The organism is Brucella ciceri (genome assembly GCF_041930145.1).
GTDB lineage: Bacteria > Pseudomonadota > Alphaproteobacteria > Rhizobiales > Rhizobiaceae > Brucella > Brucella intermedia.
In genome coordinates this window covers 283,357-306,111 of sequence record NZ_JBHEEV010000003.1, presented here as the reverse complement: position 1 = coordinate 306,111, position 22,755 = coordinate 283,357, and the positions used below count along the sequence as shown (strand labels likewise).

Here is a 22,755-nt window from a genome sequence, read left to right as displayed (position 1 = left end):
TTATCCTGCGCAAAACCGCTTCGCACTTTTGCTGGAAATGCTTATTTTTCCGTCCCGATTGCCTTCTCATTCGGAACACATGAGTTCGTTGCAGCGTGAAGCCGCAACAGGATCTTTACGAAAGCGACCCTTCAAAATCCGCGTAATCAAATTCGCGGACAACTCTGACCGTGCCGTCCAGTTCACGCACGGCAATGGCTGGCATTTTCACGCCATTAAACCAGTTCTTCTTGACCATGGTATAACCGGCCGCATCCTCGAATGAGAGGCGGTCGCCGATGGCAAGCGGCTTGTCGAAAGTGAACTCGCCGAAAATATCGCCGGCGAGGCAGGACTTGCCGCAAACCATGTAACTGTGCTCGCCATTGTTCGGCGCCATCTTCGCCGTTTCGCGATAGATCAGCAGATCGAGCATATGCGCCTCGATGGAGCTATCGACGATGGCAAGGTTCTTGCCATTGAACAGCGTGTCGAGCACCGTCACTTCCAGCGTCGTGGTCTTGGTGATCGAGGCTTCGCCCGGCTCCAGATAGACCTGAATGCCGAACTTTTCCGAAAACGCCTTCAGTCGTGCGCAGAACTCATCGACCGGATAATCATCGCCGGTGAAGTGGATGCCGCCGCCAAGGCTCACCCATTCGACACGGTTGAGAAGCGAGCCGAACTTTTGTTCGATGTCGGTCAGCATCCGGTCGAAAAGACCAAAGTCGGAGTTTTCGCAGTTGTTATGGATCATGAAGCCAGTCACGCGATCCATGACTTTTTCAACCTTCGCCACATCCCATTCGCCAAGACGGCTGAAGGGACGTGCCGGATCGGCAAGATCGAAGCTCGAAGACGAGATGCCCGGATTGAGGCGCAGACCGCGCTTGATGCCCGACGCCTTGTCAGCAAAGCGTTCGAGCTGGCCAATCGAATTGAAGATGATCTTGTCGGCGTGGCTGATGACCTCATCGATCTCATTGTCGGCATAGGCCACGCTATAGGCATGGGTTTCGCCGCCGAATCTTTCATGGCCAAGACGCACTTCATTGAGCGAAGACGAAGTGGTGCCGTCCATATATTCGCTCATCAGATCAAACACCGACCAGGTGGCGAAGCATTTCAGCGCCAGCAGTGCCTTGGCGCCGGATTTCTCGCGCACATAGGCAACCTTTTCCATGTTGCGCTTCAGCTTGGTCTTGTCGATCAGGTAGTAGGGCGTCTGGATCATGGGCGTTCCGGGTCATTCAATGGGAAAATCTGGCCTCGCCAGCAAGTCTGGTCTGCCAAGTTGAGGAAACATCAGGCGGTTTCCCAAATTATTTGAAGGCTTATAGGAAGCTTGTGACAGAAACACAAATCCGCCACAGCATTATCGGGAAAATTTTCCCATAAGCCATCGCGGATTACTTCCCTGCCTTCAGGACTCGCGTCTCATATAGAGATTTTTATCAGGATTTGAACCCCTCCCCTTCCCGCTCTACCCGCTCCGCCGTTTTCGTTGAAAGTCTTTGCCGGTGCCCCTGGCTTTTATACGACTGGATGGCCCGCTACGATTGGTGAGTATCGTCAAATTAATTAAACAAGCATTTGCTTGACAAATTACGAACACGAGCGTAGCCGTTATTCCATGTTCCGGGCGACCTCATCAGGCATTCGCCCACGCAATGACAGCCAAAGGAAAATCAGATGCAGGATCACAAGCCGACCGCCGGTTGGGGAGACCTGTTCGCAGGCAGGAACGCTATCGTATCGCTGACGCTCGTCGGCGGCGTTGCGCTTCACGCCATCAACGTATTCATTGCCACAACCATCCTCCCGACGGTGGTCGCCGACATTGGCGGCATGGATTATTACGCGTGGAACACGGCGCTGTTCGTGACCGCATCCATTCTCGGCTCCGCCCTTGTGCCGCGCCTGCTTTCGCGTGCAGGCCCGCGCAGCGCCTATCTGGTCGCAGCGTGCATCTTTGCTGCGGGAACCCTGACTTGCGGCCTCGCGCCATCCATGCCCGTCATGCTGGCGGGGCGCGCCATTCAGGGTCTTGGCGGCGGCATGATGCTCGCCCTGTCATATTCAATGATCCGCATCGTCTTTGATGAATCGCTATGGCCCCGCGCCATCGGCCTCGTTTCCGGCATGTGGGGCGTTGCCACGCTTGTCGGCCCGGCGATTGGCGGCGTTTTTGCGGAACTCGGCATGTGGCGCGCTGCCTTCTGGTCGCTTGCGCCCGTGATTGCCGTGTTCACCATCATGGCCATGACGGTTCTGCCCGGCGAATCCGGTTCCGCTGCCAGCAATGACCGGCTGGCATGGCCACAGCTCATTCTTTTGACGACTGCCGTCCTTGCCGTTTCCGCCGGAAGCATTTCGTCGGAACTGGCGCTGAATGCCGGCGGCGTCGCGCTCGCAATCGTCTTGCTGCTTCTCCTCGCAGCCGTCGAAAAGAAGGCCAGCCGACGCATTCTTCCGAAAGGCTCTTTCAGTATCCGGAAACTCGGCGCGCTTTATCTGACGATCGCCTTCCTCAGCGCGTCCGTTACCAGTTCCGAAGTCTTCGTACCGCTGTTCTTCCAGGTGCTGCATAACCAGTCGCCGCTTGTCGCTGGATATCTGGCAGCAATCATGGGCGGCAGCTGGACACTTGGCTCGATCGGGTCGTCGGGGATTGCCGCCGGGCGCACCGACCGCGTTATTCTCGCCGCCCCCGTCATGGGCGTAGCCGGGATGGTCGCGCTCGCCGTCCTCATTCCGGCAGGAAGCGAAGGTCATTGGTATGATCTGCTGCCGATCTGCATCGCGCTCGCAGTCATCGGTTTCGGCGTAGGGCTGACATGGCCGCACCTGCTGACCGGCATTTTCAAGCGCGCAGACGCAGAAGATCAGAACCTTGCATCCGCCTCCGTGACCATGGTGCAGCTTTTCACAACCGCCCTTGGCGCAGCACTTGCCGGAATGGTTGCCAATATGGCTGGCCTCACCAATCCCGGCGGCTTTGCAGGCACCGCACATGCGGCGCTCTGGCTCTTTTCCGGCTTCGCCATTCTGTCCGCACTGGCGTTCGTGTCGGCGCTCGCTCTCGTCCGCAGCGCAAGACAGCCGCAAACGGCACGATGCTGAGAATTATCAGGCGGCGGGCGAAATAACGTAGGCGCAGCGCCGCGCACCGGCCAGAATATGTTCGGTTCGGTTTACAGAAACATCAGGGCCAAGCACGGCCCTGAATACCTGAAGCTCCGCACGGCAGAAGCCTTGGCAGGCGTCCGCGGCAGCGCAGATCGGGCAGTGATTTTCGACGAAGAGCCAAGAACCATCCTCCTGCTTTTCGGCATCGGCCATGTAACCTTCCGCCGAGCGGATCGCGGCAAGTTCCAGCACCCGCTCGCCGAGCGGCAGATCTTTCAGGCGCGCCTGATACTGTCGGCGGGTCTCGGATTCGCGGTGAGCGATCAGCGTGTCCAGCGCGTCTTCACCGAGAATGCTGCGAACGGAATGGAGAAGCTGGACCGTCAAATCGGCATGTGTATCGGGGAAGCGCCTGTTGCCGGTCTCTGTCAGGTCCCAGAATTGAGACGGACGCCCGACACCCTGCGACACAGAGTGGGGAGCGACCAGACCTTCTTCAGCCAGTCGCACCAGTTGCTGGCGGACCGCTTCGCCGGTCGTTCCCAGATGCTCGCCGATCGCAGCTGCCGTCTGCGCGCCTCGCATCTTAAGCGTGAGCATTACGCGCTCGGCGGGAGAACGTGCTACCGAAGTGTCGGTATTTAGAAAGTCATTCCTTGACATATTGGCGATTTTCTATTTAAAGAAGAATTATCTTGTTAAATAAGCTATCTACCCCACTTTAGCAAGATAATTATCAATTGACGGCACTCAACCGGCGTCCAGCAACAGATTGACGGACCTGACGGTCCGTACCGCGACGGCGTACGTAACAAGGAGTTTTGAAATGAGCTTCACCTTGCCCCCGCTTCCCTATGCAACCAACGCGCTCGAGGGCGTGGGAATGGGGACGGAAACGCTTGAGCTGCATCATGGCAAGCATCATCAGGCTTATGTGACTGCCCTCAACGGATTCGTTGAAAAGAACGATGCGCTCAAGGGCAAGTCGCTCGAAGAAATCATTCTCCTTGCCAAGGACAAGGCCGATCTGGCCCCGGTGTTCAACAATGCCGGCCAGCACTGGAACCACAATCTGTTCTGGCAGAACCTGTCTGCTTCCGGTGGCCGCCTTCCGGGCGCGCTGGAAAAGAAAATCACCGAAGATTTCGGCGGTGTCGACCAGTTCAAGGAAGCCTTCAAGACCGCAGCCGTCGGCCAGTTCGGTTCGGGTTGGGCATGGCTGGTTCTGGCCGATGACGGCAAGCTCAAGGTCACCAAGACCCCTAACGGCTCCAACCCGCTGGCAACCGGCGAAGGCAAGGCGCTATTAGGGCTTGATGTCTGGGAGCATAGCTATTATCTCGATTTCCGTAATCGTCGGCCTGACTATGTAACGAATTTCCTCGACAAGCTGGCCAATTACGAATTCGCGGAAGCCACCCTGAAGGCAGCATGACGCGCTTACATTGATTGCGATCAAGGCGTTTTGCCTGCAGGAAATGCAGACTCCACGGAGCTGCGTGACTGTGGGCAAAATGCGGCAATGACCAAAACGACCGATCCATCCACGGGCGCCGTCCTCCCAAGCGGTGCAGGAGCAAGACAGAGACAGTTCCGAAAATGAGCAGCAACTTCAATCAGGAAACCGTCACCGACATCCATCACTGGACCGATACGCTGTTTTCCTTCCGCACCACGCGCGACCCCGGCTTTCGCTTCCAGAGCGGCCAGTTCATCATGATGGGGCTGGAAGTAAACGGCAAGCCGCTTACGCGCGCTTATTCGATTGCCTCGAGCCTTTACGAAGACGGGCTGGAATTCTTCTCGATCAAGGTGCCGAACGGTCCGCTGACCTCCAAGCTGCAGCATCTGAAGGTTGGCGACCAGATCATCCTGTCCAAGAAGCCGGTCGGCACGCTGCTCTACGACAATCTGAAACCGGGCAAGAATCTCTGGCTGCTCTCGACCGGCACCGGTCTTGCGCCGTTCCTGTCGATCATTCGCGATCTGGAAGCCTATGAACGTTTCGAAAAGATCATTCTTGTTCATGGCGTGCGTCAGGTTGCGGAACTCGCCTATACGGATTTCATTTCCAACGAACTGCCGCAGGATGAATTCCTTGGCGAAATGGTCAAGAAGCAGCTCATCTACTACCCGACAGTCACGCGTGAGCCCTACAAGAATCGTGGCCGCCTGACCGACCTCATTCGTTCAGGACAGCTGTTCACCGATGTTGGCCTGCCAGAATTCAATCATGACGACGACCGCATGATGCTCTGCGGCAGCCCGGAAATGCTGGCCGAAACAAAGCAGATACTTGAAGAGCGCAGTTTCAAGGAAGGCAGCCAGAGCGAAGCCGGACACTACGTCATCGAGAAGGCGTTCGTGGAGAAGTAAGCCTGCCGAAACGGGCTAGACTGTTAATGGAGGGAGGCATCAGCCTCCCTTTTTCTTTGCCCGTTCTCGGGTGCGCGTCTGCCGAAAACTGGAACAGGCTCGGGGAAAACAAAAAACAGGACGCTCTAAGCCCGTACCGCCTGCAAGAAAAACGCCTTAACGCCCGCGACCATTTCCGTTCGATCCATCATATCGGGGTTGGAGATGATTTCATCGACCGCACCGTGCAGCGCGTTGAAAAGGAGCACAGCCGTCAAACGCGGATTGGAGATTTTCCATGCACCTGCGGAATTGCCGTCGGTCAACAACGCATCGAGCCGGACGATCGCCGGATTTTCCTGCTTCAGGCGCCGCAGGGGCGGATGAAAATCATGGAACACCATGTCGTGTATCCTGTAATTGTCCAGATAGCCGGCAATACCCGTCTCGGCCCACGCTACCAGCTTTCCGTGCCAGTCATCGGCCGGATACTGGCCCAACTGACGCTCCAGCCCCTCGCAGAACCCGTCGATAAATCGCTCCCGCAAGGCGATCAGGATGTCGTCCTTGCTGCGAAAATGCAGATAGAACGTACCTTTTGCTACATCGGCAAGGCGGACAATTTCATCCACGCTCGTCGCCGCGAAGCCCTTTTCGAGGAAGAGGGCTTCGGCCGCAGCCATCAACTCATCGCGACGTATTTCAGCGGGCTTGGTGCGGGGTTTGGGCTTGGTGGCGGTCGGCGGCAAAGCAATCTCCGGAACTTCAGGATGCCGCCAATCTACCCCGGATTGCCGCCCTGTCAAAAACAAGCCTGTTTGGCCGAACGACCCGGTCTTCCAGCCAGTGCAGCGCTGCCTCGACATTGGAGAAGGTGCCAGCCGGAACACGGAACAGCTTTTCAGCGTCCATGCGGCTTGCCTGTTCATACACAGATTCGGGCACGATATTCACCATCCCCAGCACCTGTTCGCGAATGCGCTGCGCATTGCGCTGAAACCATTGCTTGACTTCACGCGCCGATCCTTCCGGATGCGTGAGAGCATCCTGGTCCAGAAATCGGCGGATCGTGACAAAGGGCTTTCCTTCATCAAGCCAGCGGTTCCAGGCATCAAAGGATTCACGCGTCTCCTCCATGGTCGATGCGCCCTTCGACAGGGTGACCACGTAGGGCCAGTTTTCCATATGGTGAAGCATTACGCTCCCTCCTGATCGATATTCCTGAATTTCACAGCAATGTTGCCGCTGCGAGCCGTGACGACGATCCGGCGACCCGCACGCACACAAGCAGGTGCCCGAACCGCCGCACGACTCATGACTGACTATCAGTCAGTGAATGTGTGGCACAAAAATATGAATATTACAATCATGTTTTTAAGGGAGTTTCTGCGCGAATTTGGAAGGCGCAGGGCGCAGACCAAACCGCAGCCCACCCCGGTACCATGTGTTGGGTTTTGCAGCGCAACAAGTCCGAATATTCGGGATGATTGCGGGCTATCGCCTCAGCCATTCAACTCAAAATCGAGCCCGATATCGAGGTTTGGCGCGCTGTGCGTCGTCCAGCCGACCGAAATCAGATCGACACCGCTTGCGGCAACAGCTGCGATCGTTTCCGGTGTGATGCCGCCCGAAGCTTCCGAAATGGCGCGGCCATCGATGATCGATACAGCCTCGCGCAACTGGGCCGGGGACATATTGTCGAGCAGAACTGCGTCCACACCCACCACCATTGCTTCATCAAGCTGTTGCAGCGTGTCAACTTCAACTTCGATCTTGACCATATGGCCGGCACCGGCCTTGGCGCGCTCGATGGCTTCGCGCACGCCGCCCGCGACTGCGATGTGGTTGTCCTTGATGAGCACCGCATCATAGAGCGCGAAGCGATGGTTCATTCCCCCGCCTGCCCTGACCGCATATTTCTGCAAGGCACGCAGCCCCGGCGTCGTCTTGCGCGTGCAGACAATAGAAGCCCTGGTTCCCGCGACCGCCTTCACCAGATTGGCGGTTGCCGTGGCGATACCGGACAGGTGACCGAGAAAATTGAGCGCCGTTCGCTCACCCGCCAGGATCGACCGCGAACTGCCGGAAACGCGGGCAATGTAGCTCCCTTTTTCAAGAAACTGGCCATCCCGGGCCATGCGCTCGAAAGTGACGTCCGGATCGACCAAACGAAACGCCATTTCAGCCACATCCAGCCCGGCGATGACACCCGGCTGGCGCAGGCTGAACAGCATGGCCGAGCGGTGATCCTCCGGTACGACGGCATTGCTGGTGATATCGCCGGCAAGCCCCAGATCTTCCAGAAGCGCGGTGCGCACCAGCGGTTCGACAACAAGCGGAGACAGGTGCGGCAGGTTCATGAAGCTATCCTGGAAATTCGGTTTGGATCGTTTATCTCGCGGGCCTGCGCGAACGCTGTCTCGAATGTGTGAAAACGGCGTCTGGCAATTGCATCCTTTTGCGGATGATCGATGCGGGCATGGCTACCGCGCGACTCGCACCGTTCATAGGCCGCAACCGCAGCGACCAGCGCCACCGCGGCGGCATCGTCTGACTCAGCGAGCGGAAGAAGGGTGGTGACCGCCACGCGCAAACCTTCTTCATCGCGCAACAGTCCTAGATGACTGGAAACGACGCGCCTTACCGGTTCAGGATCGGTATCTCCGGGCAGGCTAACAGGCGCGATTTGGCGAGCACCGATCACTTCGTCATCCACAAGGGCGTGAGCGGCGCGCAGCCCCATTGCCGCAGCTTCGAGCAAAGAATTGCTGGCAAGCCGGTTCGCGCCATGCAGGCCGGTGCAGGCAGCTTCACCAACAGCCCACAGGCCGGGTATCGTGCTGCGCCCGTCAGCGTCGGTCTTGATGCCGCCCATGTGGTAATGGGTGGCGGGCCGCACCGGAATGGGGTCGCGCGAAGGGTCGATGCCATGCTGCCTGCAAAGCGCATCGATACCCGGGAAGCGGGTTGCAAAACCTGCCCCCAGAGCCGCCCGCGCATCGAGGAAAACCTTTCGACCTTGGCCGATCTCGCTGCCAATGGCACGGGCAACGACATCGCGTGGGGCCAGCTCGCGGCCCGGAATGTCGGCCATGAACCGCTCACCGCGATCATTGATGAGCTCAGCGCCTTCGCCGCGCACCGCTTCGCTGACCAGCGGCAGACGCGGTGCAGAGACGGCAAGTGCAGTCGGGTGAAATTGCACAAACTCCATATCGGCAAGCACTGCGCCCGCACGACCCGCCAAAGCAGCCCCCTGCCCCAGATTGCCAAGCGGTGTTGTGGTTGCTTTATAAAGCCCGCCGATACCACCGGTCGCCAGAACCACGCCGCGCGCGGCAACCGGTCCAACATTCTCCAGGCAGGCACCGACCACCCGGCCATCCTGCTTGATGAGCCGCAGGGCGCGGGTGTTTTCCATGACGGTTATCGAGGGCGTTGCCAGAACCTTCGCGATCAAAGCGCGCATGATGCCAGCGCCCGTCGCATCGCCATCGACATGGACGATACGATGGCGACTGTGCGCGGCTTCCAGACCAAGGGAGAACGAACCGTCGGCCTTGCGGTCGAAGCGCACGCCATGGGCTTCCAGAGCAGCAACCACGTCCGCGCCTGCTGCTATGATTTCCGCAGCAACCGCCGCATCGCAGAGGCCATCGCCCGCCGCAATTGTGTCGGCCAGATGCAGCGCTGTACTGTCGTCCGCCCCGATACCCGCAGCGATCCCGCCCTGCGCCAAAGTGCTGGAACCGGACAGGCCAGGGCTTCCCGCTGTCACCAGCAGGACCGGCTGGGGTGATATCGTCAGCGCGGTCATCAGCCCGGCAAGTCCACTGCCGACGATGAGAACCGGGGCCGTCCGGGCGTTGATCATATTGCCAGCATCCGTTCGACGGCGCGCCGGGCCGGTTCCATCAAAGCGGCGTCGACCACCACTTCATGACGATTGTTTTCCAATGCATCGCGGATATTGGCGAGGGTGATACGCTTCATATGCGGACAAAGATTGCAGGGGCGGATGAACTCAACATCCGGGTGATCGACGGCGACATTGTCGCTCATTGAGCATTCGGTCAAAAGCACCACGCGCTGCGGCTTCTTCTGACCGACATAATCCGACATGACTGCCGTGGAACCGGCAAAATCGGCTGCCTCCACCACTTCCGGCGGGCATTCGGGATGCGCCAGAACCATGACGCCGGGATGGCTTTCGCGCAGTTCACGAATATCGTCTGGGGTGAAACGCTCATGCACCTCGCAATGGCCATGCCAGGCGAGGATTTCCACGTCTGTTTCACGCGCCACGTTCTGGGCCAGAAACTCGTCTGGAATCATCAGCACACGCGGCACACCGAGCGATTCCACCACCTTTGTGGCGTTGCCGGAGGTGCAGCAAATGTCGGACGCGGCCTTCACGGCGGCGGATGTGTTGACATAGGTGATGATCGGCACGCCCGGATGCGCTTCGCGCAAAAGCGCCACGTCTTGCGGTGTGATGCTGTCGGCCAGCGAACAACCCGCGCCCATATCGGGGATCAGCACTGTCTTGCCGGGGTTGAGCAGCTTGGCCGTTTCGGCCATGAAATGCACCCCCGCAAGCACGATAACATCGGCATCGACTTCAGCCGCCTTGCGTGCCAGCGCCAGACTGTCGCCGACAATGTCGGCCACGCAGTGGAAGATTTCCGGCGTCTGGTAATTATGCGCGAGGATGACGGCATTGCGCTTTTTCTTCAGCTCGAGAATGGCCGCGACATCGTCCTCGAAGCCGAGCCACTCCGCCTTTGGCAACACCCTGGCCACCCGGTCATAAAGTTGTGAAACGGAAACATGATCGTTCAAGGTGGCCTCCAAGGTCACATACGCATTTCCATTATACTCAATATGAGTATTTCATAATCGCAACCTTATACTCGATTCGAGCATATTGTCAATCGCGGGAGATTGGCAGTTTGGCTCCAGCCAGATGACGCTCGGAAAGGGCGCGTTCCTCGACAATCGAGTAGCGGAAACGGAAGAGCTTTGCCGGGCGTCCGCCGGTTTCGCTGTGGCTTTCGCCGGTCTCTTCGACCAGATCCTGCTGTTCGATCAGGCGGCGGAAATTCTGCTTGTGCAGGCGCAGACCCGCCAGCGCTTCGACGGTGCGCTGCAATTGCAGCAGGGTGAAACTTTCCGGCATCAGCTCGAACACCACCGGGCGATATTTGATCTTGGCGCGCAGCCGCGCAATCGCCGTGGCAAGGATGCGACGATGATCGGCAAACATGGAGCGACCGTTCTCGTCTTCCTGCATACCAGCCTCGGCCACCAGACCAGCCTCGAACAGCAGCTCATAGCGTTGCAGCACAAGGTCTTCATTCCAGCGCCCGCTCCAATCTCCGCTCTCAAAGCCGAAGGTGAAGGCGATCCGCCGCATGCGCTGCGCCGTCAGTTCGGGCGTCTCTGCCCGGTAGGCCCAGACGAGCAGCGCGTTGTTGAGGTGTTCCATGATGGGCGGCTCGCCATGGCGGTGATCTTCCCACGGCAGATAATCATACCAGCCGCGCCATCCAGCCTGCCCCGCAGCGGCGTCGCTTTCGCGTACCAGGCCCAGATAGCTGATTGAGATGATACGCTCGCCCTGTGCATGTCGGTCCCGATCGGCAAAGGTGTAGAGCTGCTCCAGATATCCGACCGGATGTGCGGTTTCCGACTGCACCCAGGCGCGCAGGCCTGCTTGCAGAGAACGGTGCTCGCTCTCGAACGGACCGGATGGCAGGGCCTGCCCTCCCCGCACGGTCATGACGCGCGGCTGTTCGCCGGTAACAGCTGCCAGCACGGCTATCAATTCGGTATGGGCAATATCGTCAGTCACGGCCTCTCCAGAATGCACTTCCGGCATTGAACGTGATTGAGCAACGAATACAAGGCGCTGCGCGTTACCGGCCACAGCTTTCAGCGTTTAAGCCTTGTTCCCTGCTCCGAAAACATGTTCCGGCCCCGGAAAAGAGCGTGCCCGCACCTCCTCGGCATAGGCTTTGGCCGCATCGGACACCTCTGGCGCCAGATGCGCAAAACGCTTCACGAAGCGCGGCGTGAAATCCTGAAAAAGCCCCAGCATGTCGTCTGAAACCAATATTTGTCCATCGCAGGCAGCAGATGCCCCGATGCCGACCGTCGGGATGGCAAGCGATGCGGTGATCTCACGCGCCAGCGGCTCCACCGTGCCTTCGATCACCAGCGCAAAAGCGCCCGCATCGGCAATGGCCTGTGCATCGCGGCGGATCTGATCGGCCTCTTCATCGCCGCGTCCGAGCGAGCGGAAGCCGCCGACCGTGTTGACCTGCTGCGGCATCAGACCGACATGGCCGAACACGGGAATGCCGCGCTTGACGAGGAAAGCAACCGTTTCCGCCATCTCCTCGCCGCCTTCGAGCTTTACGCCGTCGCAGCCGGTTTCCTGCATGACGCGCGCCGCATTACGGAACGCCTGTTCCTTCGATTCCTGATAGGAACCGAACGGCATATCGACGATAACACAGGCCTTCTCCACGCCCCGCATCACCGCCTGCCCATGGGCGATCATCATGTCGAGCGTTACGGCAAGAGTGGAATCCATGCCGTAGAGCACCATGCCGAGCGAGTCGCCGACCAGCAGCAGGTCGCAATGCGGATCGAGCAGCCGCGCAATCGGCGTCGTATAGGCGGTCAGGCTGACAATGGGGCGTTCGCCCTTCATAGCGTGGATGGATTTAGGCGTCAGCCGCTTCTGTTTGACGGGTGCGCTCATTTCAGGCTGCCTTTTCCTGCGCGACATGTGCGATGACGCGGTTATCGAGAAGCCGGGTCGCGCCAAGACGAACGAACAGCGCAATGAGAACCGGGCGCCCCTGTACAGCTGTCAGGCGCTCCAGGGTTTCAGGGTCGCGCAACGCGACTACTTCGGGCGTTGCCAGCGGCTCGGTAGCGATGAAGGCGCGAATTGCGGCTTCCAGCGCATCAGGATCATCCATGCCGGAGCGATAGAGGCGTTCCGCCTCGTCGAGCGCTTTTGGCACGATGACGGCGGCTGCGCGCTGTTCTGGCGTCAGATAGACATTGCGCGACGAACAGGCGAGGCCGTCATCCTCCCGCACGGTCTCGACGCCGACGACACGCACCGGAATGGCCATGTCTTCCACCATGCGGCGGATGATGACGAGTTGCTGAAAGTCCTTCTCGCCGAAATAAGCAGTATCCGGGCCTACGATATTGAAGAGCTTGCTGACCACCGTCGCGACACCGGCGAAGTGGCCGGGACGCGCCTCGCCCTCCATCTGGTTGCCGAGCGCGGGTACATCCACCACGGTCTGCATGGGGCGCGGATACATGTCGCTGACCGCTGGCGCGAAAAGATAGTCGACACTGGCCCCTCGCAGCAGAGTTGCGTCGCGCTCCAGATTCCGAGGATATTTGTCGAGGTCTTCATTTGCGCCGAACTGCAACGGATTGACGAAGATGGACACGACCGTCACATCGTTTTCCGCTCTGGATCGATGAACCAGTTCAAGATGGCCTTTGTGGAGATAGCCCATGGTCGGCACAAAGCCGATGCGTTTTCCAGCCCGCCTTGCGGGCGCCAGAGCCTGACGCAACTCCTCTATGGTGCGGATGATCTGCATGAGGTCCTCCTCGCGACCGAAATGGTTGGCCGCGAGTCCTACAGCGTCAGCTTAAATATGACAACTGCCGAGGCAGATGCCTTCCCGACTGCCTCACTGCGTCGGGATCGTCACCGCGCCGACCGTATTGCCGACAGCACGACCGAAACGATCAATCTGCTCGTCATAGGTTTTGCGCGTATTGGGATCGAACACCGCAATCGGCGCCGTGACCACCAGCGAAGCCGCCGTCCCGACACCCTGCGCCGTCCCTATCGCAACTGCACCCAGACGATCGCCGAGACCGACCTGCGAATCCGTGATGGTCTGGCCCGCGACGAGACGCTTGCCGATCAGCTGCACGACTTCCGGGCTCGCGGCAAACTTGCCATGGTTGAGACGGTCTCCCGCCTTGAGCTGCGTCAGATCGATGACGGTGATGCCCGCTCTTTCCAGTTCGGAACGATAAGGCTCGATCGACGGGTCTATCTGGCCCAGACGGTCGATATTGCCCGAAATGCGCCGGGACAATGCAAGCGCCTTGTCGTCCCGCGAGGTGAACAATGTGAAACGGGGATGCTGCTTGCCCATGGCAAGAAACTGCTTCGAGAACACATCGACGTCGAGATCGGGCGAGGCCAGAATTACATCCGTGATCTTGGCATTCACACGACCATCGCGAATAGCCATCTGCCGCAGGGCCTCGACCGTCAGCCAGCTGCCCATGGAATGGGCCATGACCGTGATATCCTTGACCTCGGGCTCGCGCACGATGGCTCGCAGGATCTGCTCCAGCGCATCGCGGGAATAGTTGGTGCTTTCCTTGTCGTAATTGTAGTCGAACACGCTGGCGCGCGACGGCCAGGTGAAAATGACCGGCGCTACATCGGCGCCCGAATCATGCACGATCTGCGCGAAGCGATAGACGGAATCCTCAAACGTATTGTTGAAACCGTGCACGAACACCATCACGCGGCGGCTCTTGGTCAGGTGCGGACGAACCCAGCCTGCCATTTCCACGTCCGTCTTGACCGGCGTCACGCTGACGGTGGTGAAATCCTTCTGCGGATTGGGCGGCAGCTTCTTCGGCCACTGCACTTCACCCGCCTTGCGGTTTTTCTCCGGGGGAATGGATACGACGATCTCATTGAGCGATACGAGCTTGTCGCGCTCGCCGGAGAAAAGAATGCCCGGGTTATCGGACGGGCGGCGGGTGGTCGCGACAACGAGGTTGACCTTCGTCGTGCCGGGAGAGGCAGTATCGCCGATTGGAACGAGCACACCTTCAGGGCGGCTGGCGCAACCGGTGAGCAGAGATACTAGAACAAGCAACGCAGGGGCAGACCAAGAAAAAATGCGCCGCAAAACCATACTCCCTAACACTACGCCAGCAGGGCTCTTACACCCGAATTTTGAAGGTTAACATATTCTTTACGTGAAACCTTCTGCCAAGCCCCCAATTATCCACCGTTGTCGAAAGACCAGCGGTTGCGGCTTATGGGTTACACACTGTTCAACAGCTGATACTTTCCCCGCAGTCAGCCCTGCCCGATATATCCGCCAACAGCAACTCCGTTTCTGAAGGAGGCACACATATGGCATTGGAACTGACAGGGCTGCACCATCTGACAGCCATTACCGCCGATGCGCCCGGCAACCGGCGCTTCTACACCGACACGCTCGGGCTTCGGCTCGTCAAGAAGACCGTCAATCAGGACGACACCAGCGCCTATCACCTGTTCTATGCGGACGGGCTGGCTTCGCCCGGTACCGACATCACCTTTTTCGACTGGCCGGTACAGCGCGAACAGCGCGGCACCAATAGCGTCGCCCGCACCGGCTTGCGCGTGAACGGGGTCGAAAGTCTTGAATGGTGGCGAAAGCATCTGACTGAGAAGGGCGTCCAGACGGGCGACATTTTCGAAGCTGCGGGACGCGCCGTTCTCGACTTCGAGGACCCCGAGGGGCAGCGGCTGCGCCTGACCGATGACGGTGGCGCGGGTGAAGCGCATAGCTGGGCACGAAGCCCGGTTCCCGTGGAAAGGCAGATCAGGGGGCTCGGTCCGATCACGCTCAGTGTTCCCGAATTGGCGCCGACCCAGATCATCCTGGAAAAAGTGATGAACATGCGTCAGACCGGCGACTATGCTTCACCCGATGGCGAAGGCCATGTCCATGTCTTCTCGATGGGACCGGGCGGCCCCGCTGCAGAGTTGCATGTGGCCGTACAGCCAAATCTGCCGACCGCGTGGCAGGGTGCAGGCGCCGTACATCACGTCGCATTTCGCACACCGGATCAGGAAAGCATGCAGGAATGGGTCGAGCGCCTGCGGTCCGTTCGCATGCCGTCAAGCGGCGAGGTGGAGCGCTATTATTTCCGCTCACTCTACTTCCGCGAGCCGAACGGCATCCTGTTTGAAATCGCCACGGACGGCCCCGGCTTCGCGGTTGACGAACCACTGGAAAGCCTTGGCGAAAGCCTGTCGCTTCCGCCTTTCCTTGAAGGAAAGCGTGAAGCTATCGAGCGAAACCTGAAACCGCTTGATTAATATAAAAAGGGCTGCGGAACTCTCCGCAGCCCTTTTACTTATATCTTGTCTCGAAGCCAGTCGCTTGCGATGCGGATATCTTCATCGATGAGCGCATGGCCCGCTGCAACCGTGCTGACGGCAAGCGCCGCTCCATCTTCTCGCAGGACTTTTTCCAGCGTTCCGGCCTCGTCGCCAAAAGGATCGGAAGCACCTTTCATCAGAAGCACCGAAGCATCGGACAAATCCGCCCCTTCGGGCTGTTCTTCCAGAACTTCCTGCCCGCGCAGAAGGATCGCCGTGCGAACCACGTGCGGATGCAGGCGCATGAATGCGGCCAGCAGATTGGCGCCGTTGGAGTTCCCGATGAATGCCGTCCGGCCCGGATCGATGCCATAGGCAGCAACGGCTCCCTCCACGAAAGCCTGGAATGCTTCGGCTTCAAACCGGATGTCGGCCTGATCGAACCGCTTGAGGTCAAAGCGGCGGAACCAGCGCTGGATACCCTCTTCCGTGCTGCGTCCACGCACGCCTAGAAGGGTTGCGCGCGGCGCCACCTTACGGGCGAAGGGCATCAGGTCATTTTCGTTTCCGCCAGTGCCGTGCAGGAGCACCAGCGTGCTGCCATCGGCATCTTCCGGCTGGTGTATCCGGTGAATGAAAGGCAGGTCGCGGTAGATCACTCGCTCCTCGCCCGGCAGAGCGAATTGCGGCATCCGTACCCGGATCGCATCCGCCTTTTCCTCATTGCCCGGCGGCACGAACAGAAATTTCCCCAGTTCTTCAACCGGCTCGTCTATCGTGAAGCCCGGCGCATCGGTTGCAAATTCGAACAGCGTTCCGGCCGGTTCGCGCACATAGAGCGAAGTGAAATATTTGCGGTCGTGCACATTGACGGCACTGGAATTGAGCTTTGAAAGCTCCTTCTCCGCCCTTTCCACTTCACCCGCGTCAGCGGCACGAAAAGCAACATGGTCGGCGATGCCCGTACCCGGAATGCCCGGCCAGAAGCCGCCTGCGTCGCGCACATCGATGGCGTCGCCCGAATCCGACAAGAGACGCTCTATCGTGCCTTCTTTCGCCACGGATCGGAAACCGAAATGACGCTCGATGAAACGGGCAGTCTGCTCCGGGGTTTCGGACAGGACGGTCGCGGCCCGCAAGCGCCTGACCGCGAAAGCGGCCGGTATGCCCTCGCTTTCCCAGGCATCATTGGCCGCAAGATCGCAGCCGACCAGCTTCACGATCACTCCGTCAGGATCGCGCAGGCGCAGGACCGGTTCGCCGAATTCCTGCACCGGCCCTTCGGACGGCACATGATAGCGCAGCGCGCGTTCCAGCCAGAAACCGATGGCAGTTCGATCTATAGCCAGCGCAATCTCGCCAACCTGTCCATGACCGACGCGGCCCCGGGAGCCATCCTCCCAAACCAGAAACGTGACCAGCGATCCAGGTGTGCCGGTACGATCCCCGTAGAACAGGTGGAGCTGCTCGGCATCCTCGAATCCACCCGTCTGCTTGACGATGCGCAACCCCAGAAAGCCGACGTAGAAATCGACATTCGCCTGCACTTTTCTGGTGATGAGGGTGATGTGGTGGATGCCGCTTGTCATGGACGCTTCTTCCCGATTTCAGAACCTGGACCAGAAATAGAGTAGAGGCCGCGGCTTGCCTATGGGCTTGCGCGGTTACGCATTGTCAACGCATCAGAACAAATAGGGGAGCTGAAAAAGAAAAAGGCCGCGCGGGAGGAGGATGCGCGGCCTGATCTTGAATACGGCTTGGGAGGAGGAGTGCCGTATTCCTTATCGAGTTCTGGGAGGAGGAGTGAACTCGATGAAGAGATGTTTACCCGGCACCTCCCTCAGCAGCAACGACCATTAATGCATATCAGTTATGCAAAGACGTTGACGCTCAAGAAAAAGGCAGGCCCGCTGGAGCGGTTCTGTTTTCACAGGTCCGTTCAAAATCACTCTAACCAATTGTTTTTACGAAAACGCTCACGCAGATAAAACGCCGGTTTCCGGGCACTTATAGAAAGTGAGCGATCAGAGGCGCGGCCAGCACATTCACCAGCCCTACAAGCACCATGACCAGCCCCGCAATGGAACCTTCCTCGCTGCCGATCTGATGCGCCTTCGCAACACCGGCGCCGTGGGCCCCCATGCCGAAAAGGGCTCCGCGTGCCAGCGCCGAGCGGATGGGCAGCCAGTTGAGCATGACTTCGCCCATCGCCGCGCCAAACACGCCGGTGAGCACCACAAAGATGGCAGTCAGATCCGGCGTGCCGCCAATGTCGCCAGAAACCGTCATCGCAAATGGCGTACTCATCGAGCGGGGCATCAGGCTGAGGCTGATAGCTTCGTTGAGTCCCAACAGATGTGCCAGACCCCATGCGGAAGCCATTGCCGACGAACTTCCAACCACCACCCCTGCGAGAAGCACCGGCCAATAGCGGCGGATCGTGGCACGCTGCTGATAGATCGGAATTGCAAAGGCAACAGTTGCAGGTCCCAACAGTGCGACCAGCCAGTGGGTGGCGCTGAAATAGCCGCGATAGTTCTGGTTGAGCCCGATGACGAGCGCCATCAGCAACAGGGGCGTGACGGCAAGCGGCGTCAGCCACCACTGGGGAAAACGGCGATAGACGCGCTTGGCCGCGAGATAAAGCAGGATCGTTGCGGCGGACCAGAAAAGCGTCGCTACAAGCGGGTTACTTAGCGACATAACGCAGGCTCCACCGGTAGCAGAGGTCGACCGTCAATGCGGTGACGCTCATCACCGTCAATGTGCCCAGCAAAATCACGGCCATGATCTTGAGGCCAAGCAGGCCTATCAACTCCTGATGCTCAAGGACCGCAAGAACCGCAGGAACGAAGAAGAGCAGCATCTCCGCCAGAAACCACTCCGCTCCGCGCTTCATGCTGAAGAGGCTGATGCGCCCGCTCAGAAGGAGAGCCAGCACCAGCGCCATGCCGACAATGCCACCGGGAAGCGGGAGGCCGACCAGGCGAACGAAGAACTCACCCGCCAGCCAGAAGCCAACCAGCGTCGCAATCTGCATCAGGCGGCTGTGATGCAATGCGTAACGAAACCGGATCAGGAGGCTGTGGGCGTTCATGTGCTTTTCCAATAGGAACCGAGGCATTTTCATCGATGAATATAGGCTGGGAGGTGCTATTCTAGAAATGAATTGATTTCATTACAGCTATTCCGTAATAGAATGGCTCATGAATTTGCGCAGCTTCCAGGCATTTGTCGAAGTGGTGCGGCAGGGCGGCTTTTCCGCTGCCGCAAAAGCCATCAACGCGACCCAATCGACCGTCAGCAAGGCGGTGAGGCAGCTTGAGGACGAATTGGGGCTGGTCCTGCTTGATCGTGAAGTTTCGCCCTCGCGGCTCACTGCGGCAGGCGAGATCGTTTTCCGTCGCGCGCTCGCGATGCTGGCGGAAAAGGACGACATGTTGGCCGAACTCAATGAACTGCGCGGCCTCAAGCGCGGCCTCCTGAGGCTCGGGCTGCCGCCCATCGGCTCCAGCGTGCTTTTTGCGCCCGTTTTCGCAGCCTATACGAAGCTTTATCCGCAGATCGACATTCAACTGGTCGAGCACGGCAGCAGAAGGCTGGAGGAACTGCTGCTGGCGGGCGATGTGGAACTCGCGGCTTCGCTTCTGCCGGTTGGAGACAGTTTCGAATGGCAGGATGTGCGATGCGAACCGGTTGTGGCGCTGCTCCCGACCGATCACGCGAAGGCACAAGGCGATGGCGTTTCGCTGCGCGATATCGCCAGCCTGCCTTTCATTCTTTTCGAGAGCGGCTTTGCCCTCAATCATATCATCCTTGATGCATGTCGTTCGCATGGGTTCTCTCCGAACGTGGCGGTCCGTTCCAGCCAGATCGACTTCATCGTTGAACTGGTGGCAGCGGGCATGGGGATCGGCTTTCTGCCGAAAATGATCGCGGAACAGCGGCATCACCCCGGCGTGCGCATTCACAAGATCAAAGGCGCGGACGTGAGCTGGCATCTGGCGTTGATCTGGCGAAAAGGTGCATTCCTGTCTCACGCCGCTCGGGCATGGCTCGAGCTCAGCAAAGCCCGAACCGGCGCTGCATCATCTTGAAACACCCGCCATATCGCCTATCTCAGATAGACATACCGACTGGATAAGTGCCTTCGGCACCCCTTCAGCCATAGGCCCGTGTGTAGAATATTGCTCTACCCACCCGTTTCAAAGCGCATGACGCCTGAAACCGCCGACGGATTTCTGCTCTGCGCGTCATCAGAAGGAGGCTATGATGGAAGGTCAGGTTATATTCTATAAGGACGACAGGATACTCTACCGGCACCATATCGACGTGCAGGAAGACGATTATTCAAAGGGCGTCAACGATGCGCTCATTGCCTTTCAGCGTAACTATGCTGGCTTCGACCTCGCAAGTGACAACATTCACATCCGTTTCAAGAAACCGGGCGATGTGTAAGTTTCGGAGGTTTCCTGCGGATCGGTTCAGGGTCGCGTTTCCAAAAGAACAACGACCCTGACTTGTTCACGCGAAAGCGGCTTCGCGAGCAACGCGATGAATATCTGTACGGGAAAGCCCCAGATCGGAAAGCTCGCGGTCTGTGCAGCCGCTGAGTTCGCGAACGTTTTCGCGATATTGCATCCAGCGATGGAAGTGGGTACGAAGATTCATTGTGGTATCCCCTTTTTTATCTTCCTCCCGAGTGTGAGCTTCCGCCTTCCTGTGCCGTTTGAGAAGTGCATTTCCTGCATGGCAGCCGTGATCGCAGCGAAATCCCAGCATTTCCACCGGATTTCAATTTCTTCCGAGAAATAGTCTCCAAATATCGCATTCATTATGTAATTCTGGTTTAGAGATGCCCGCTATTTCACAGTCGGCCGTGGTTCGTTCTATTTTGAGTTGGAGTGCATGAAAAAGACCTTGATCATCGTCGGCAACGCGCCTTTGCCGCGCGATCTGTCTGCCGAAGTGGATGCAGCGGATTTTGTTGTCCGTTTCAATGAACCCAAACAATCAATCGGCATGAGTGGCACCCGGACGGATCTCCTGATGCTGGCAACCTCCAGCAAGCCCATGCAGCGGCGTCTGCGCGATCCGGGCTTCGTACAGACACCCACCTTCAAGGCCGCCAAGGAAGTGATGCTGGCCTATCATCCCAGTATCATCCGCAAATATCACCCCCGCCCGAATTTCCTTTCCCGCCTCAAGGGACGGCGCGGTGACTGGACCATGCAGACCGTTGAGGTTGTCGGTTCTGCCGGCAAGGAAATCCGGATCATGCCGCCCCAGTTCTATCTGGCCGGGTGCAAAGAGCTGGGCGTAACCGAAGAGAACATAAGCAAAGTCTTTCCAAGTACTGGTTTTTTTGGCATCTGGTACATGCTCGAAAAGTGCCCGCAGGAAAGCTGGGACGTGAAAATCTGCGGCTTCACCTGGGAAGGATGGAAACGTCACACCTGGGGGGATGAGCGCAGCTGGGTTGAGCAAAAGGTCGAGTCCGGGCGTATCAGCCTTCTTCAATGACGCTGCACATACCTATAATTTTCGGCAGAAGGCGTGAGAACGATCACGAGGCAATCGCTTTAAAGGAGCATATGAATGAGTGAACCGTTGCGCATTTTCATCGGATGGGATTCTCGCGAGCCCATCGCATACGACGTCGCCAAAGCATCGGCGTTGAAACATTCTTCTATTCCGTTGGAAATCGTGCCGATCAAGCTGCAGGATCTTGTGGAACAGGGAGCCTACACGCGAGAAGTCGACCCCCTGGCGTCGACTGAGTTTACCTATTCGCGTTTTTTCACGCCATGGCTTGCGGGCTACAAGGGCTGGGCACTTTTTTGCGATTGCGACTTCCTTTTCCTCGGCGATATTGCTGGCCTTCAATCCTATAACGATCCCTCGAAAGCCGTTTATTGCGTTCAGCACGATTATCAGCCCAAAGACAGCGTGAAGATGGATGGCAAGGTGCAGACCAGCTATCCGCGCAAGAACTGGTCTTCCTGCATGCTGTTCAACTGCGAGCATCCTTCGACACGCAAACTGACGCCCGAACTGGTCAACCGCGAAAGCGGGGCCTATCTGCACCGTATGCAGTGGGCTGCCGATGATGAAATCGGTGCGTTGCCGACGGATTACAACTGGCTTGAAGGCTGGAACGAGAAGCCGGAAACCGGACTGCCGAAAGTCGTCCATTACACGCGCGGCGGGCCGTGGTTCAAGGACTGGCAGAATGTCGACTACGCCGATTTGTGGCGGGCGGAAGCCGATCGTGTCGAACCAGGCTGGCAGCCTGTCTGATCTGCAAAATTCCTGGAGCTTTTCCATGTGTTCCAAGGTAAATAGGGACCATGAACGAAACGCGTCCTGACATTACCGCGAGTGACGGCCCGCAGAGGGCCGTCAAGGCTTTCATCATCCATCTGGAGCGCGCCACCGACCGCCAGCCCCAGGTCGAAGAGCTTATTCGAAAGCTGCCGATTGAAACAGACGTCGTCAACGCTGTCGACGGCCGCACGCTCGATGCGCAAACGATCAGCCGTGTCTATCGGCGGTCGGCACACAAGCCCCGCTATCCATTTCAACTCAGCACCAATGAAATTGCCTGTTTCCTTTCGCACCGGAAGGCCTGGCAGGCTATTGTCGATCAAGGGTTGGAGGCAGGCCTGGTGCTGGAAGATGATGTGGAACTGACGCCGGAATTTGCCGCAGCCTATTCCGCCGCATGCCAGCTTCTCAAAGCCGACAGTTTTATCCGCTTTCCCTTTCGCGAGCGGGAAAGCGGCCGGGTGGTGCTGACGACGGAAGGTGCGCGCATCATCGAGCCGGTGCCGGTCGGCCTCGGCATGGTGGCGCAGCTTGTCGGGCGGGAAGCCGCGCAACGGCTGCTCTCGGCAACCGAAGTCTTCGACCGCCCTGTAGACACCACCGCGCAAATGAACTGGGTAACCGGGCTGAAACCACTGTCCGTCCTTCCGGGCGGCGTGAAAGAAATATCGGTGCAGCTGGGCGGCAGTACGATCCAGAAATCGCGTTCCCTGCCAGACAAGCTGAAGCGTGAAATCTTGCGCCCGCTCTATCGCTGGAAGATAAAATCGCGCTCGCGCGCAGCTGTTTGAGGT

The 22,755-nt window shown here is 58.5% G+C and carries 24 protein-coding genes; 9 read left to right on the top strand and 15 right to left on the bottom strand.

What is annotated here, in order from left to right:
* Nucleotides 1–115: 115 nt before the first annotated feature.
* Nucleotides 116–1,213 (bottom strand): carboxynorspermidine decarboxylase, encoded by a 1,098-nt coding sequence (gene nspC / locus JNC63_RS07780; RefSeq protein ID WP_113342101.1) that lies wholly within the window; start codon nt 1,211–1,213, stop codon nt 116–118.
* Between the two features lie 458 nt (nt 1,214–1,671).
* Here nspC and JNC63_RS07775 point away from each other — a divergent pair, with 458 nt between their 5' ends.
* Nucleotides 1,672–3,102, top strand: a complete 1,431-nt coding sequence (locus JNC63_RS07775; protein WP_113342100.1) for an MFS transporter — start codon at nt 1,672–1,674, stop codon at nt 3,100–3,102.
* A 6-nt stretch (nt 3,103–3,108) separates the two neighbouring features.
* Here the strand turns inward: JNC63_RS07775 and JNC63_RS07770 are convergent, their stop codons facing one another.
* Nucleotides 3,109–3,708: a helix-turn-helix transcriptional regulator gene (locus tag JNC63_RS07770; protein ID WP_113342099.1), complete on the bottom strand. Its 600-nt coding sequence runs from the start codon at nt 3,706–3,708 to the stop codon at nt 3,109–3,111.
* A 226-nt stretch (nt 3,709–3,934) separates the two neighbouring features.
* Between JNC63_RS07770 and JNC63_RS07765 the strand changes: the two genes are divergently transcribed.
* Together JNC63_RS07765 and JNC63_RS07760 are read left to right on the top strand one after the other, a co-directional pair.
* The gene (locus tag JNC63_RS07765; RefSeq protein ID WP_006471043.1) at nt 3,935–4,543 is read left to right on the top strand and encodes a superoxide dismutase; all 609 of its coding nucleotides are present in this window, start codon (nt 3,935–3,937) and stop codon (nt 4,541–4,543) included.
* 164 nt (nt 4,544–4,707) lie between these two features.
* Nucleotides 4,708–5,484, top strand: coding sequence for a ferredoxin--NADP reductase (locus tag JNC63_RS07760; RefSeq protein WP_113342098.1), 777 nt, complete (start codon nt 4,708–4,710; stop codon nt 5,482–5,484).
* A gap of 125 nt (nt 5,485–5,609) precedes the next feature.
* Here the strand turns inward: JNC63_RS07760 and JNC63_RS07755 are convergent, their stop codons facing one another.
* The 9 genes from JNC63_RS07755 to JNC63_RS07715 all read right to left on the bottom strand — a co-directional run bounded on the left by JNC63_RS07755 (nt 5,610) and on the right by JNC63_RS07715 (nt 14,453).
* Nucleotides 5,610–6,212, bottom strand: a complete 603-nt coding sequence (locus JNC63_RS07755) for a TetR/AcrR family transcriptional regulator (protein ID WP_112701043.1) — start codon at nt 6,210–6,212, stop codon at nt 5,610–5,612.
* 16 nt (nt 6,213–6,228) lie between these two features.
* Nucleotides 6,229–6,660, bottom strand: a complete 432-nt coding sequence (locus JNC63_RS07750) for a hypothetical protein (protein WP_112701044.1) — start codon at nt 6,658–6,660, stop codon at nt 6,229–6,231.
* Between the two features lie 305 nt (nt 6,661–6,965).
* Nucleotides 6,966–7,823, bottom strand: coding sequence for a carboxylating nicotinate-nucleotide diphosphorylase (nadC, locus tag JNC63_RS07745; RefSeq protein ID WP_113342096.1), 858 nt, complete (start codon nt 7,821–7,823; stop codon nt 6,966–6,968).
* Nucleotides 7,820–9,337 carry an L-aspartate oxidase gene (locus JNC63_RS07740; RefSeq protein ID WP_113342095.1) on the bottom strand — a complete coding sequence of 506 codons (1,518 nt, stop codon included), beginning with the start codon at nt 9,335–9,337 and terminating at the stop codon, nt 7,820–7,822. Before JNC63_RS07740 ends, nadC begins: the two co-directional genes overlap by 4 nt.
* On the bottom strand, nt 9,334–10,305 hold the full coding sequence (nadA, locus tag JNC63_RS07735) for a quinolinate synthase NadA (protein WP_162750333.1): 972 nt from the start codon (nt 10,303–10,305) through the stop codon (nt 9,334–9,336). Before nadA ends, JNC63_RS07740 begins: the two co-directional genes overlap by 4 nt.
* An 88-nt stretch (nt 10,306–10,393) precedes the next feature.
* Nucleotides 10,394–11,344: an NUDIX hydrolase gene (locus JNC63_RS07730; protein ID WP_113342151.1), complete on the bottom strand. Its 951-nt coding sequence runs from the start codon at nt 11,342–11,344 to the stop codon at nt 10,394–10,396.
* A gap of 60 nt (nt 11,345–11,404) precedes the next feature.
* On the bottom strand, nt 11,405–12,232 hold the full coding sequence (gene panB, locus JNC63_RS07725) for a 3-methyl-2-oxobutanoate hydroxymethyltransferase (RefSeq protein ID WP_113342093.1): 828 nt from the start codon (nt 12,230–12,232) through the stop codon (nt 11,405–11,407).
* Nucleotide 12,233: 1 nt separating this feature from the next.
* Nucleotides 12,234–13,103, bottom strand: coding sequence for a pantoate--beta-alanine ligase (panC, locus tag JNC63_RS07720; RefSeq protein WP_151601920.1), 870 nt, complete (start codon nt 13,101–13,103; stop codon nt 12,234–12,236).
* 93 nt (nt 13,104–13,196) lie between these two features.
* Nucleotides 13,197–14,453, bottom strand: coding sequence for an alpha/beta hydrolase (locus JNC63_RS07715; RefSeq protein ID WP_031346485.1), 1,257 nt, complete (start codon nt 14,451–14,453; stop codon nt 13,197–13,199).
* Nucleotides 14,454–14,677: 224 nt separating this feature from the next.
* On the opposite strand from JNC63_RS07715, the gene JNC63_RS07710 reads away from it, so the two are divergent.
* Nucleotides 14,678–15,631 (top strand): ring-cleaving dioxygenase, encoded by a 954-nt coding sequence (locus tag JNC63_RS07710; RefSeq protein WP_113342091.1) that lies wholly within the window; start codon nt 14,678–14,680, stop codon nt 15,629–15,631.
* Nucleotides 15,632–15,669: 38 nt separating this feature from the next.
* Here the strand turns inward: JNC63_RS07710 and JNC63_RS07705 are convergent, their stop codons facing one another.
* The 3 genes from JNC63_RS07705 to JNC63_RS07695 all read right to left on the bottom strand — a co-directional run bounded on the left by JNC63_RS07705 (nt 15,670) and on the right by JNC63_RS07695 (nt 18,731).
* Nucleotides 15,670–17,223 carry a VOC family protein gene (locus JNC63_RS07705; protein WP_113342090.1) on the bottom strand — a complete coding sequence of 518 codons (1,554 nt, stop codon included), beginning with the start codon at nt 17,221–17,223 and terminating at the stop codon, nt 15,670–15,672.
* A 418-nt stretch (nt 17,224–17,641) separates the two neighbouring features.
* Nucleotides 17,642–18,337: an LrgB family protein gene (locus JNC63_RS07700; RefSeq protein WP_151601919.1), complete on the bottom strand. Its 696-nt coding sequence runs from the start codon at nt 18,335–18,337 to the stop codon at nt 17,642–17,644.
* Complete coding sequence (locus JNC63_RS07695) at nt 18,324–18,731, bottom strand: CidA/LrgA family protein (RefSeq protein ID WP_006466075.1); 408 nt, start codon at nt 18,729–18,731, stop codon at nt 18,324–18,326. The genes JNC63_RS07700 and JNC63_RS07695 overlap by 14 nt, the downstream gene beginning before the upstream one ends.
* A 109-nt stretch (nt 18,732–18,840) precedes the next feature.
* On the opposite strand from JNC63_RS07695, the gene JNC63_RS07690 reads away from it, so the two are divergent.
* Both JNC63_RS07690 and JNC63_RS07685 read left to right on the top strand, forming a co-directional pair.
* Nucleotides 18,841–19,731, top strand: coding sequence for a LysR family transcriptional regulator (locus JNC63_RS07690; RefSeq protein ID WP_121991183.1), 891 nt, complete (start codon nt 18,841–18,843; stop codon nt 19,729–19,731).
* 175 nt (nt 19,732–19,906) lie between these two features.
* Nucleotides 19,907–20,092 carry a hypothetical protein gene (locus tag JNC63_RS07685; protein ID WP_021586234.1) on the top strand — a complete coding sequence of 62 codons (186 nt, stop codon included), beginning with the start codon at nt 19,907–19,909 and terminating at the stop codon, nt 20,090–20,092.
* Nucleotides 20,093–20,158: 66 nt separating this feature from the next.
* On the opposite strand, the gene JNC63_RS07680 is transcribed toward JNC63_RS07685, so the two are convergent.
* Nucleotides 20,159–20,305 (bottom strand): DUF1127 domain-containing protein, encoded by a 147-nt coding sequence (locus JNC63_RS07680; RefSeq protein ID WP_022568352.1) that lies wholly within the window; start codon nt 20,303–20,305, stop codon nt 20,159–20,161.
* 237 nt (nt 20,306–20,542) lie between these two features.
* On the opposite strand from JNC63_RS07680, the gene JNC63_RS07675 reads away from it, so the two are divergent.
* From JNC63_RS07675 to JNC63_RS07665, 3 genes are all read left to right on the top strand, one after another.
* A complete protein-coding gene (locus JNC63_RS07675; protein ID WP_374846200.1) occupies nt 20,543–21,157 on the top strand; it encodes a glycosyltransferase family 29 protein in 615 nt (204 codons plus the stop codon).
* Between the two features lie 75 nt (nt 21,158–21,232).
* Entirely contained in the window at nt 21,233–21,934 is a 702-nt protein-coding gene (locus tag JNC63_RS07670) for a hypothetical protein (RefSeq protein WP_006466070.1), read from the top strand.
* A 50-nt stretch (nt 21,935–21,984) separates the two neighbouring features.
* Nucleotides 21,985–22,752, top strand: a complete 768-nt coding sequence (locus JNC63_RS07665; RefSeq protein ID WP_063881852.1) for a glycosyltransferase family 25 protein — start codon at nt 21,985–21,987, stop codon at nt 22,750–22,752.
* The last annotated feature ends 3 nt before the right edge of the window (nt 22,753–22,755 follow it).